We start from the raw sequence: 12,520 nt of genomic DNA on the forward strand, positions 1-12,520 counted from the left end.
TTAATGTCATATTTAATCGATAAAGAGATAATACCATTAATTTACATGGGATTAAACAGCGCAGTTTTTATTTAATTATATCTTTGCGCTACAAATCTTAACTAATAATTATTATGAAAAGACTTATTGTTTTAGGAGCAGCTATACTCCTCACAATCAGCGCGCAAGCACAAACAGAAGAAGAATTAAAGGCGCAACAAGCTCCTAAGAAAGCAGAAATTGCAAAGCTTCAAGGAGAAGTAAATAGTTTACAAGCACAAATCGATGCCCTTCCAGGATGGAAATACGGAGCATTTGGAACTATAGGAGGAAATTTCTCTGAATTCAGTAACTGGTATTCTCAAGGTACGCCTAACGTATCTTCTGCAAACATTGGTATTACTGGTAATGCTTTTGCAAACAAACTAGAAGAAAAATACTTCTGGAGAAACAGCCTTAGCGTAAACTTAGGGTGGGTAAAATTTGACGATAAAGATAACGACAGCCCAGAAGAAGATGATAGCTTTAGAGAGACTACAGATGTTTTTAATGTATCTTCTTTATACGGTTACAAACTAACTGACAAGATCGCTGTATCTGCATTAGGTGAATACAGAACTACTTTATTAAACAACTTTAACGATCCAGGTTACTTAGATCTAGGTGTTGGTGCTACATGGACTCCTATTCCTAATCTTATTGTTGTGGTACACCCACTTAACTACAACTTTGTTTTCAGCAAAGGAGAGTCTGTTTATGAGTCTTCATTAGGAGCAAAAATTGTTGCAGATTACACGCGTCAGATTGGTAAAATTGCATTCAAGTCTAACTTATCTGCTTTCCAAAGCTATGAGTCTAGCGACTTATCAAACTTTACATGGATTAACTCTTTCAGCTACAAACTATGGAACCAGATTGGTGTTGGTTTTGAATTTGGTTTAAGAGGAAACAGACAAGAGGCAGTAAACTTTGCTAATAACAATTTACTTGCTGTAGATCCAGCTGCTACTACTTTTGAAGTAGGTGATAGCGCTGTAGATAACAAGATACAGTCTTACTACCTTTTAGGACTTACGTATGCATTCTAAGTAATTGCAATACTACTAGCTTTAAGGCTAGTGATACATAATAAAAATGCGAGCTCTCACAGGCTCGCATTTTTGCTTTGTAGCAACTTCATAATATAAAAGATTATGAATACCCAAAACCTTCTAAAATGAAAAAACCAGCCTAAAAAGGCTGGTTTTTGTCGGGGTAGCAAGATTCGAACTTGCGACCTCCTCGTCCCAAACGAGGCGCGATAACCGGGCTACGCTATACCCCGAGTATTTAACGGGGTGCAAATATAATAAAATCTATTATATAATCACAAACTTTATTGATCAATAATTTTAAATTTTACTCTATTCTTATATAACTCTCGCCTTCGGCCCTATTTCCATCTTCATCTAGCTGTATTTGCTGGTAGCTATTTGCTCCCATCACTAGCTCAAATCTAAAAATCTGAGTCGTATCTACTATATTCATCATAGGACCAGAAGCGTATTCTAACCGCTCTACTAGAAAACCATCTGTCACCTTATATGTCCCATACCCAAACCACTCATTACTATCTGAAGGATCGTTACGCGTCCACATCACCTTTCCCTTACTATACATCTTCACCTGCCTATAGCCATTCTCATTGGGCAACATTTCTGAGAGCATCCCATTTTCATACATCTGCTGGTTTTCTAATTCCCACACGCCTTCTAAGATCATCGCAGGTTCATCAGTATTCAATCCATCACTTGTTAAAAGTGTAGCACCCATCACATAAAAGCAAAGCATCATTAGTGTTTTCATAATATTTGGGTTTAGTTAATAATTTATTTTTCAACACTTTAAGGTACGAAAAAATTAATAAGATATGCGTTGAGCGTTTTTTTGAACCACGGTATTTCCCTAATGATTACGCTTTATTATATTTACGCGCATAAAAACGGGTAGTAGCTTAGTCCGGTTAAAGTGCTGGTCTGGGGGACCAGAGATCGGAGGTTCGAATCCTCTCTACCCGACTTAAAGTAGATACGTGGTGTTTATTTTACGCTTTCGCGAAAGCGTACTCCTCTCAACCCTATTAATCTCAGTCTTTTTTAAGATATTTAACCTGTGAATACAAGACAGCGTTTAGACAGAGCTTACAAAGCAGCAAAGGAAATACCATTTTCTGATGCCGATAAACTAGTTTTCTTTTCCGACTGTCACCGCGGAGACAAAAGCTTTGCCGATGATTTTGCGAGAAATGAGAATATCTATTACCACGCGTTAAAACATTATTATAAAGAAGGTTATACTTATTGCGAGCTAGGGGATGGTGATGAGCTATGGGAAAACAGCTCCTTTGAAAGCATCTTGCGTGCACATAAAAATGTCTATACATTACTGCAGAAGTTTCACTTTGAAAAACGACTTCACCTCATCTGGGGAAATCACGATATGGTATATCGCGATAAGAACTACGTTCAAAAACATTTGAGCACTTATTTTGATCCTAAAGATGGCAGAGAAGAGGTTTTATTTAAAAATCTAGAGTATCATGAGGCATTGATATTAAAACATCAGGAAAGCGCTCAAGAACTCTTTTTATGCCATGGTCATCAAGCCGACTGGCTGAATTATCATGGATGGCGCTTCAATAGATTTCTCGTGAGAATCTTATGGAAACCACTTCAAATATTTGGCATCTCTGATCCTACGAGTCCTGCAAAAAATTACAAAGAGCTCATAAAAGTAGAGCGACGTATTAAAAAGTGGATCACAGAAAATAACAATCTACTCACCATAGTAGGGCATACACATAGACCTCGATTTCCAGAACCAGGAGATATTGCTTTTTTTAATGATGGTAGTTGTGTTCACCCGCGTAGTATCACAGGCTTAGAAATAGAAAATGGCGCTATCTCTCTTATAAAATGGCATATTACCACCACAGAAGAAGGCCACCTGCATGTAAATCGCGTGCTACTAGAAGGGCCTCAAAAAATTAGGGATTATAAAACTAGCTAGTTTTATAATCCCTTAATATAGTTTTTAATAAGATAATTTAGTTCTACTCCTCTGGCGCAAGTGTTACTCGTAATCCATCCATATCTGGATGTATATGAAGCTGGCAACCTAAACGGCTATTATCCTCTACATGAAAGGCTTCTGCAAGCATTGCTTCCTCGTCATCACTCATCTCCGGCAACACGTGATCACTCTCAACATAACACTGGCAAGAAGCACACATCGCCATACCTCCACAAATACCTATGGTACCTTCTGGAGCGAGCTCATAAGAGCGCACAACCTCCATTAAGTTCATATTCATATCTGTAGGAGCATCAATCTCGTGAGCAACGCCATCGCGATCTGTGATTGTAATTTTAATATCTGTCATGGATCGCGATTTATGCGTTAATACCCTTGTAATAAATGAATGGTCGTATGGTTAGTCTATAGCTTTAACTACAGCTTTAGGAGCTTCTTTCTTTGTTCCGTCAAACCCTGTTACTCCACCTACGGTCGTATATTTCATCACATAACGTTTATCTGGAAAGATACGCTGGTAAGCACTCTGACACATTAACGTTGCTTCGTGAAAACCACAAAGTATTAACTTCAATTTACCCGGATATGTATTTACATCTCCTATTGCATAAATACCTGGGATGTTCGTTTGGTAGTCTAAACTGTTATCCACTTTAATAGCATTCTTTTCAATCTCGAGCCCCCAGTCTCCTATAGGACCAAGTTTTGGTGCAAGTCCAAAAAGCGGTATAAAATGATCACAAGGCTCATTAAAAGTATCTTCACCTTGTTTGATAGTCACTCCGTTTACATGCGTATCCCCTAGTACATCAACTACCTCTGCAGGAGTGATTAATTTAATGCGCCCCTGGTTTTTAAGTTCTTGGACTTTCTCCACACTATCAAGAGCACCACGGAATTCATTACGACGGTGCACTAGCGTCACTTCACTAGCAACATCTGCTAGAAAAATACTCCAGTCCAAAGCGCTATCTCCACCACCGGCGATTATCACTTTCTTGTCACGGTACAACTCAGGATCTCGTATAATATACTCTACCCCGATATCTTCGTAATTCGCTATATTAGGAATAGGCGGTTTACGAGGCTCAAAACTCCCTAATCCACCTGCAATTGCTACAACTGGCGCGTGGTGTTTTGTTCCTTTATTTGTGGTAACTATGAAGCTCCCATCTTCTTGTTTGTCTATAGTTTGAGCACGCTCTCCTAGTGTAAATCCAGGTTGGAAAGGCTCTATTTGTTTCATTAAATTATCTACAAGATCACCTGCTAGCACTTCTGGAAATGCAGGGATATCATAAATAGGCTTCTTAGGATAAATTTCAGAACACTGCCCTCCTGGTTGAGGAAGTGCGTCAATAAGATGACATTTTAACTTTAGTAATCCTGCTTCAAAAACGGTAAAAAGCCCTGTAGGACCAGCACCTATAATGAGTATATCTGTTTTAATCATTGATTCTTATTAATACGCTTTCGCGAAAGCAAAAATAAATACATCCCCTATCTAAGAAAATGACCTTTATCAGTCTTACGCCTTAACATTAATAACTTCTTCTATCTGAGGAGCAAATTTTTTAATAGTCATCTCCACACCACTTTTAAGGGTCATTTGATTTACAGAGCATCCTACGCAAGCTCCTTGCAATTGAACACGTACAATAGTATCGTTTTCTATACCTAAAAGGGTAATATCTCCACCATCACTCTGTAAAAATGGACGAATTTCTTCTAGTGCATCTTCTACTTTCTGGGTTAACTCTGCTCCGGTCATAATTAATTCTTTACAGCAGAACAACCTGCCATGGTAGTAATCTTTATAGCCTCTGTAGCTGGCAAACTCTTGTTGCGTCGTACGGTTTCTTCCACTACATTTTTAGTAAGCTCATCAAAGGCTAACATTGTAGGCGTATTTGCTTGTAATGCAGCTGGACGACCTATATCTCCAGCTTCACGTATGCTTTGCACTAATGGTATCTCCCCTAGTAAGCGCACTCCTAAATCTTCGGCAAGGTGCTTTGCTCCTTCTTTTCCAAAGATGTAGTATTTATTATCTGGCAACTCATCTGGTGTGAAGTAAGCCATGTTCTCAACAATACCAAGTACTGGTACATTGATACTCTCTTGCTGGAACATTGCTACACCTTTCTTTGCATCTGCAAGTGCCACCGTTTGCGGTGTACTTACAACAACAGCACCCGTGATAGGTAGTGATTGCATAATGCTTAAGTGTATGTCTCCTGTTCCCGGAGGAAGGTCTAGTAGTAAGAAATCTAGTTCTCCCCAAGCAGCATCAAAAATCATTTGATTTAAAGCTTTTGCTGCCATAGGTCCTCTCCAGATAACCGCTTGATCTGGCTTAGTAAAAAATCCAATTGAAAGTACTTTTACTCCGTAGCTCTCTACAGGCTTCATTTTTGACTTACCATCTACTGTAACAGAAAGTGGTCTCTCATTTGCTACATCAAACATAATAGGGACAGAAGGACCGTAAATATCTGCATCCAGAATTCCTACTTTGAATCCCATCTTTGCAAGTGTTACTGAGATATTTGATGTTACTGTAGATTTACCTACGCCTCCTTTTCCAGAAGCAATAGCTACAATATTTTTAATGCCAGGAATATCCTTTCCTTTTATCTCGTTACTTTCATCTTTGGCTGGTGCGTTGACTTTTACGTTAACCTTCACTTGTGCTTTTGCAAACACTTTATCGTGTATGGTTTTCATAATATCTACCTCTGCTTTTTTACGTGCTTGTAGCGTTGGGTTATTGATAGTAATATCTACTATCACCTCATCACCAAATGTAAGTACGTTTGTAACAGCACCACTATCTACCATATTTTCTCCAGCACCTGGAGCTGTTATGGTTTTTAAAGCCTCAAGAATATCGTTTTTTTGTAGTTTCATTGTCGTGTTTAAGCAATTCTGAATAATCTCTAATTAGACTGATTCTAAATGCAAAGATACAACCGCAAGGAGGTATATTCCAACCTTTGAAATTTCAAATTATTTGACATTTCAAGTTTGCTTAATCACAAAATATTTAATTGATTTTTAAGGATTCTCTGCCTTACGCTAGAAGTCTTGATACAACTCCACACTAGGATCCCAGAAGTGCTTTTTAAAGGCTACAATTTTATCATCTATCACTTCTACTCCTTCATTTTCTAGCAGCTGCTGCATGAGGTTGGTTTGCGGGAAGTGATGCTTACCGGTAAGTAGTCCCACACGATTTACAACTCTATGGGCAGGAACTTCACTATACGTGTGTGCCCCATTCATTGCCCATCCTACCATGCGACTACTTTTCGCTGCCCCTAGATACTTTGCGATAGCTCCATAACTTGTTACACGGCCATAAGGTATCTGAGCTGCGACAGCATAGACCTTTGTAAAAAAGTTTTCGGTTTTTGGGGCGTAATTCATTCGAAGTAAATGGTTCTTATCAGTGTGATGATCATCAATATTACCATCAGACACGCCATAAAGTAATTAGAATACTTTGTAAACGTGGTTGCTCTGTTTTGAATTCTAGCAAAGAATATTACATAAAAATATAATGCTGTAAAGGTACCCAGTGCTGCAGCTAGCACAAATAGAGCAATAGCTACAATATCATATTCTACTTTGCCACTCACATTTAATGCAGCTCCAAGTGCACAGAAATAAGGTATGGGCAAAATATTAAGCGCCGAAATCATCATCCCCTTACCAAGACTCTTGATGCCTCTATTTTTAGAAAGCTTGACTTTAGGGACTTTTCCGCGCTTTGCCTTCATAAAGAAGAACACTGCCATAATCAAGAAGATTACAAGTCCTGTTCTCAATAACATATTCTGTACAAATGGATTGCCAAAAATATATTTAGCCAGTAATACCGCAATAAGTGCTTGTATAATAACAATAAACGAAGCACCTATCGCGACCAGTAATCCATTATTACGACCACGCTCAACGCAAGTTTTTGCAACCGACATATTGATTAGACCAGGAGGTATAACTCCTGCTAAAGCAGCAAAGAATGTGATTAAGAAGAGTTTTGTTATCTCCAAGGCTAGCGTTTACTTAACTCTAAATTTAATATAAGTAATTGGTTTTCCTTGTTCTAGATATTGTTTTTCATAAAAAGTTTGAATACCTACCACTTCCTTGGGAGAATATTCATTCTTGTATACATTATGATTTGCCTCTAAAATCTCGTGACCTTCGCCATGAAGTAGCCCTAAGGTATAACCATGCATAAACTCAGAGTCGGTTTTTAAGTTTACACAACCGCCTGGCTTAAGAACACGCTTATACTTTTGGAGAAACTCCGTATTAGTCATTCTGTGTTTTGTACGCTTGTACTTAATTTGAGGATCTGGAAAAGTTATCCATATTTCATCTATTTCCGCTTTCGCGAAAGCGTACTCTATCAACTCAATTTGCGTACGCATAAAACCTACGTTAGTCAAGTTGTCTTCGATAGCGGTTTTTGCTCCTCTCCAAAAACGAGCACCTTTGATGTCAATACCTACAAAGTTTTTATCTGGATATGATTGTGCAAGACCCACAGAATATTCCCCTTTACCACAGCCTAGCTCGACCACAATAGGGTTATCATTCTTAAAAAAGTCTTTATTCCATTTACCCTTTAATGGGAATGTACCATCTACGAGTTCTTCTCTCGTAGGTTGTACTACATTTGAAAAAGTCTCATTTTCTCTAAAACGCTTAAGCTTATTTTTACTTCCCACAGGTATATTTAATGTTTTGGTAAAATTAAGGAAACTTTTAGTAGTTAGAAGTGTTAGATATTTGCATTGTGAATTATAAAAAACACATACTAGTTGCACCCCTCAACTGGGGACTGGGTCACGCTACGCGATGCATCCCTATAATTCACACCCTATTATCTCAACAGTATAAGGTAACCATCGCTAGCGATGGTCAAGCCTTGAAACTGCTTACTAAGGAATTTCCAGAGCTTGCGACCGTCACTTTACCGTCGTATAATATTGAGTATTCTGAGAAAGGATCACATTTTAAAAGAAAGCTAATTGCAGATCTTCCTTCCATAAGAAGAACCATAAAAGAGGAACACAGAGATCTTGAGGAACTTATCTATAAGTTGGGCATAGATGGTGTAATTTCTGATAATAGACTTGGATTATATACTAAGAAAGTGCCCTGTGTGATTATAAGCCACCAGCTGCAGGTCTTGAGTGGTAAAACCACTTGGTTCTCATCTGCTGCACATAGAATGTATCTCCAAAGATTTAACGAATGCTGGGTTCCTGATGTAGCCGGTGATATAAATTTAAGTGGCGTCTTAGGACATCCACAAAAAAAATTATCTATCCCTACAAAATATATAGGCCCTTTGAGCAGAATGAAATCTTCTGAGGAAGAAATTATATATGACTATATCGCCGTGTTGTCTGGACCAGAACCACAGCGCACTATGTTGGAGGGTATTATTATCGCGCTTTTTAAGAAAGCCAGTGTAAAACTACTTATTGTGCAAGGAAAGGTCTCCACTGAAGAGCAGGTTGATAAAATAGGCGCTAATATTAAGGTTGTAAATTTTCTAACTACTGCTGCATTAGAAAAAGCGATTAATCAAAGTAGGTATGTAATTGCACGATCTGGATATACAACAATCATGGACCTTGCTGTAATGAAGAAAAAGGTGTTTTTTATACCTACGCCTGGTCAAACTGAACAAGAATATCTCGCCGAATTATTAAAATCAAAAAAAATTGCTCCCTACTGTACACAAGACAGTTTTAAGAGCAAGGAGCTACCTAGATTAAAAGTATATCCTGGCTTTGAGCAAGGGATACCTTCTTATAATTTAACTCAATTCTTCGGCCTTTTCAATGGTGAAGGAGAACTCAGAACCCACTCCAAATTCGCTTTCAACATACACTCTTTCTTCATGCGCTTCAATGATGTGCTTTACAATAGAGAGTCCTAATCCCGATCCACCTACCTTACGGTTACCAGATTTATCTACACGATAAAAACGCTCAAAAAGCCTAGGTATGTGTACACTTTCTACGCCTTCTCCATTATCTGTAATACGCACGAGGACTTTATTCTGGATTAAGTCTTGTACACTTACTTCTGTCGTTCCGTTTTCTTTACCGTACTTAATAGAGTTCTCTATAAGATTAGTAAGCAACTGCTGTATGCGCTCCTTATCTGCATTGACCATCACACCTTCATCATAAGGCGCGTCAAAAGCAAGCGTGATATTTCTTCTAGCAGCTTTCATTTCTAGCATTTCAAAAGTGCTACCTACTAACTCAATAATATCAAAATACTCGTAGTTAATATTAAGATCGCCTACTTCAAGCTTTGTAATCATATCTAGATCATTAACTAGATATATGAGGCGCTCCACACCTTTTTCGGCACGTTGCAGGTATTTTTTACGTACGGCTTTATCATTAATAGCCCCATCTAGTAATGTAAGAATATAACCCTGTACCGTAAACAGCGGGGTTTTTAATTCATGAGCTACATTTCCTAAAAAATCACGTCGATACTCTTCTTGAATGCGCAGGGATGATATTTCTATTTTCTTACGTTTTGCATAACGCTCTACTTCCTCAGATAAGGAAGCCATGTCTGTAGTTATATTATCTGGTGTAAAACTTACATCCTCAAGAAGTTTTATGTTATCATAAATCTCCTTTACTCCCCTGATAATGAAAAACTGCGTTCTATAATGAATAATTAAAAAAGAAACTACAAAACATAGTCCAATCCCAACAACTAGCGCTTCCCAAGATGGCTCACCATCACGGAATAACTCAAGCGTTACAATTAGTATCGCAAATACTATCGATATGTAACTCGCTGTAATAAGAGAGAATGAGTAAGACTGCTTATCTCCTGCGGCCATTAAATCACAAATTTATAGCCTACACCTTTTACGGTTTTAAAAGACTCATCACCTATTTTTTCTCTAAGCTTACGTATATGTACGTCTATCGTTCTACCACCTACTACTACTTCTAGCCCCCAGACTTTATCAAGTATATCTTCACGAGTAAATACTTTACCTGGTTTTGAGGTTAATAATGATAATAATTCAAATTCTTTGCGCGGCAGTGACAGTTCTTCTTTGCCTTTATACACCTTATATTCTTCTCTATTTATTACTAGGTTACCCACTTTTGTAATTTGAGAAGAAACTTCTTCCTCTTTAAACCTGCGCAGTAATGCTTTTACTTTACTTACTAGCACTTTAGGCTTAATAGGCTTTGTGATATAATCATCTGCACCAGCATCAAATCCTGCTACTTGAGAATAATCTTCTCCTCTAGCAGTGAAGAATGTGATGATAGTTTGATCTAGATCACTATTTGCACGTATTACTTCACAAGCTTCTATACCATCCATCTCTGGCATCATCACATCAAGAATAATTAAATGAGGTGAGTGTTTTTTTGCAAGCTTTACAGCCTCTACTCCGTTTGACCCAGTTATAACTTGGTAACCTTCATTAGATAGATTATAACCTACTATTTCAAGAATATCCGGTTCATCGTCTACAAGAAGTATTTTTAGGTCCTTTTTTTTCATGCTTTAAATATTATACGCCTAGTGTAAATATACGTTGTTTTAGTCTTTTGATATACACTGCAATGTATTAGCAAAATTACCGGTACTCATGTTAAGAGCATTAAGATTTTGTTAAGTTTTTCTATAATCACAACTATTGGCAAGGTAAAATTAAATCATTTAACTACATGATTAACAACACATCACTTCTAAAAAAATATTTTATCACAAGCCATTTTTAATCATTAAAACCACTCACCCGTCATCAAACTTCATAAAAAACTAGCTTAATATGGGTAGATATGTTTTATATCTTTGCACAAACACTATTCTCAATGCCCCAACGGTCTATTTTTGATATCACTACAGATGCACAATTTGAAGAAGCTGCACTGGAGGCATTTCACTTTCAATTTGAGAATAATAACACCTACAGATCTTTTTGTGACTTGCTCTATAAACACCCTAGTGAGATAAAAAGAAGCAGAGACATTCCTTTCTTACCTATTCAATTTTTTAAATCGCATACCATTCTAACGGCTGGATCAGAGACTTCGGCTGTATTTAGTAGTAGTGGGACTACGGGGAGCATCACTAGCAAGCACCATGTTGCCGACTTAAGCTTGTATGAGGATAGTTTTAGGCACGCTTTCGCGAAAGCGTACGGAAACCCAAAAGATTATGTAATCCTAGCATTACTACCATCCTATCTAGAAAGATCTGGATCTTCCCTCATATATATGGTAGATGATTTAATAAAAACTAGTGATCACCCTGACAGTGGTTTTTATTTAAACAACCTCAACGAACTTGCAAATAAACTAGACTCACTAGACAAGGCAGGGCAAAAAGTATTACTTATAGGTGTATCATTTGCACTTTTAGACTTAGTAGAATCCCATCGCTTTAATCTTAAGAACACCATTATAATGGAAACTGGTGGTATGAAAGGACGTCGCAAAGAATTAGTGCGTGATGAACTGCATGAAATACTTTGCAACGGTTTTGGTGTGTATTCAATACATAGTGAATATGGGATGACTGAGCTATTAAGTCAAGGCTATTCTAATGGAAACGGGATATTTACCACACCTCCATGGATGAAAATCATCACTCGAGATACAGAAGATGCCCTAAGCTTATTAGACGGCACAAAAACTGGTGGTCTCAATGTAATTGACTTAGCCAATAGATTTTCTTGCCCCTTTATAGCCACTCAAGATCTTGGACGAGTATACGAGGATGGCAGCTTTACCGTAATAGGTCGTTTTGACAACTCAGACATACGAGGCTGCAACCTAATGTCTCTGTAAAATGTAATCTTGCTAAAACTAATTCGACTTACTTTACGTACGTATTACTAAAATAGCAAGTTTATGAAATCACTATCATTTATTCTCGTAGCATTATTTACAATAGTCGCTACTGCGCAGAAAACGGATTATAACCTTAAAAAAGGATATGTAGCCGAAGGATATGACGTGACAGAATATTTTAACAATAAAGCGATAGAAGGAGATAAAGAGTTTACCACAACCTATGATGGTGCAAAATTCCAATTTGCAAGCCAGGAAAACTTAGAAGCTTTTAAAAAATCTCCAGAAAAATTTATTCCTCAATATGGAGGGTATTGTGCATATGCCATTGCAGATAAAGGAAAGAAAGTATCTATAGATCCAGAAACTTTTCAAATACTTGATGGCAAGTTATACCTTTTTTATAATTCATGGGGGACTAATACTCTTGAGAGCTGGAATGAAGAGGGAGCAGCCACTTTAAAGAAAAAAGCAGATATTGAGTGGGAGCGTGTAAGGACTAAAAATTAAGAACGACTTTATAATAGATTGGTTAGTTAGTTAGAAAGCCCCAGATGTTCACTTGAACACTGGGGCTTTCATATTTCTAATAGTAA

At 37.6% G+C, this 12,520-nt stretch carries 14 protein-coding genes, 2 tRNA genes and 1 pseudogene; 6 read left to right on the forward strand and 11 right to left on the reverse strand.

Going from position 1 to position 12,520, the window contains the following annotated elements; genetic code table 11:
• Positions 1 to 113 precede the first annotated feature (113 nt).
• Positions 114 to 1,067: a DUF3078 domain-containing protein gene (locus tag SJY37_RS03290; RefSeq protein WP_298329558.1), complete on the forward strand. Its 954-nt coding sequence runs from the start codon at positions 114 to 116 to the stop codon at positions 1,065 to 1,067.
• 161 nt (positions 1,068 to 1,228) lie between these two features.
• Here SJY37_RS03290 and SJY37_RS03295 read toward each other — a convergent pair.
• Positions 1,229 to 1,303, reverse strand: a tRNA-Pro gene (locus tag SJY37_RS03295).
• Between the two features lie 74 nt (positions 1,304 to 1,377).
• On the reverse strand, positions 1,378 to 1,824 hold the full coding sequence (locus SJY37_RS03300; protein ID WP_298329561.1) for a hypothetical protein: 447 nt from the start codon (positions 1,822 to 1,824) through the stop codon (positions 1,378 to 1,380).
• 137 nt (positions 1,825 to 1,961) lie between these two features.
• On the opposite strand from SJY37_RS03300, the gene SJY37_RS03305 reads away from it, so the two are divergent.
• Both SJY37_RS03305 and SJY37_RS03310 read left to right on the forward strand, forming a co-directional pair.
• Positions 1,962 to 2,036, forward strand: a tRNA-Pro gene (locus tag SJY37_RS03305).
• A gap of 94 nt (positions 2,037 to 2,130) precedes the next feature.
• Positions 2,131 to 3,027 carry a metallophosphoesterase family protein gene (locus SJY37_RS03310; RefSeq protein ID WP_298329564.1) on the forward strand — a complete coding sequence of 299 codons (897 nt, stop codon included), beginning with the start codon at positions 2,131 to 2,133 and terminating at the stop codon, positions 3,025 to 3,027.
• A gap of 43 nt (positions 3,028 to 3,070) precedes the next feature.
• Here SJY37_RS03310 and SJY37_RS03315 read toward each other — a convergent pair whose 3' ends face one another.
• From SJY37_RS03315 to trmB, 7 genes are all read right to left on the reverse strand, one after another.
• Positions 3,071 to 3,400: a 2Fe-2S iron-sulfur cluster-binding protein gene (locus SJY37_RS03315; protein WP_298329566.1), complete on the reverse strand. Its 330-nt coding sequence runs from the start codon at positions 3,398 to 3,400 to the stop codon at positions 3,071 to 3,073.
• 51 nt (positions 3,401 to 3,451) lie between these two features.
• Positions 3,452 to 4,504, reverse strand: a complete 1,053-nt coding sequence (locus SJY37_RS03320) for an NAD(P)/FAD-dependent oxidoreductase (RefSeq protein ID WP_298329569.1) — start codon at positions 4,502 to 4,504, stop codon at positions 3,452 to 3,454.
• 75 nt (positions 4,505 to 4,579) lie between these two features.
• Positions 4,580 to 4,822, reverse strand: a complete 243-nt coding sequence (locus SJY37_RS03325) for a NifU family protein (protein WP_108877190.1) — start codon at positions 4,820 to 4,822, stop codon at positions 4,580 to 4,582.
• 2 nt (positions 4,823 to 4,824) lie between these two features.
• Entirely contained in the window at positions 4,825 to 5,961 is a 1,137-nt protein-coding gene (locus SJY37_RS03330; RefSeq protein ID WP_298329574.1) for an Mrp/NBP35 family ATP-binding protein, read from the reverse strand.
• A gap of 168 nt (positions 5,962 to 6,129) precedes the next feature.
• On the reverse strand, positions 6,130 to 6,480 hold the full coding sequence (locus SJY37_RS03335; protein WP_298329577.1) for an MGMT family protein: 351 nt from the start codon (positions 6,478 to 6,480) through the stop codon (positions 6,130 to 6,132).
• Positions 6,477 to 7,106, reverse strand: a complete 630-nt coding sequence (locus SJY37_RS03340; protein ID WP_298329580.1) for a LysE family translocator — start codon at positions 7,104 to 7,106, stop codon at positions 6,477 to 6,479. The genes SJY37_RS03335 and SJY37_RS03340 overlap by 4 nt, the downstream gene beginning before the upstream one ends.
• 9 nt (positions 7,107 to 7,115) lie before the next feature.
• Positions 7,116 to 7,790, reverse strand: coding sequence for a tRNA (guanosine(46)-N7)-methyltransferase TrmB (gene trmB, locus SJY37_RS03345; RefSeq protein WP_298329583.1), 675 nt, complete (start codon positions 7,788 to 7,790; stop codon positions 7,116 to 7,118).
• A 707-nt stretch (positions 7,791 to 8,497) separates the two neighbouring features.
• On the opposite strand from trmB, the pseudogene SJY37_RS03350 reads away from it, so the two are divergent.
• Positions 8,498 to 8,827, forward strand: a pseudogene (locus tag SJY37_RS03350) (glycosyltransferase); the annotation flags it as partial.
• A 63-nt stretch (positions 8,828 to 8,890) separates the two neighbouring features.
• Here the strand turns inward: SJY37_RS03350 and SJY37_RS03355 are convergent.
• Complete coding sequence (locus tag SJY37_RS03355) at positions 8,891 to 9,946, reverse strand: cell wall metabolism sensor histidine kinase WalK (RefSeq protein ID WP_298329585.1); 1,056 nt, start codon at positions 9,944 to 9,946, stop codon at positions 8,891 to 8,893.
• A complete protein-coding gene (locus tag SJY37_RS03360) occupies positions 9,946 to 10,629 on the reverse strand; it encodes a response regulator transcription factor (RefSeq protein ID WP_298329587.1) in 684 nt (227 codons plus the stop codon). Before SJY37_RS03360 ends, SJY37_RS03355 begins: the two co-directional genes overlap by 1 nt.
• A 314-nt stretch (positions 10,630 to 10,943) precedes the next feature.
• On the opposite strand from SJY37_RS03360, the gene SJY37_RS03365 reads away from it, so the two are divergent.
• On the forward strand, positions 10,944 to 11,921 hold the full coding sequence (locus SJY37_RS03365; protein ID WP_298329590.1) for an acyl transferase: 978 nt from the start codon (positions 10,944 to 10,946) through the stop codon (positions 11,919 to 11,921).
• A gap of 63 nt (positions 11,922 to 11,984) precedes the next feature.
• On the forward strand, positions 11,985 to 12,434 hold the full coding sequence (locus tag SJY37_RS03370) for a YHS domain-containing (seleno)protein (RefSeq protein WP_298329593.1): 450 nt from the start codon (positions 11,985 to 11,987) through the stop codon (positions 12,432 to 12,434).
• Positions 12,435 to 12,520: the final 86 nt, after the last annotated feature.

This window comes from Dokdonia sp. R78006, assembly GCF_042466145.1.
Lineage (GTDB): Bacteria > Bacteroidota > Bacteroidia > Flavobacteriales > Flavobacteriaceae > Dokdonia.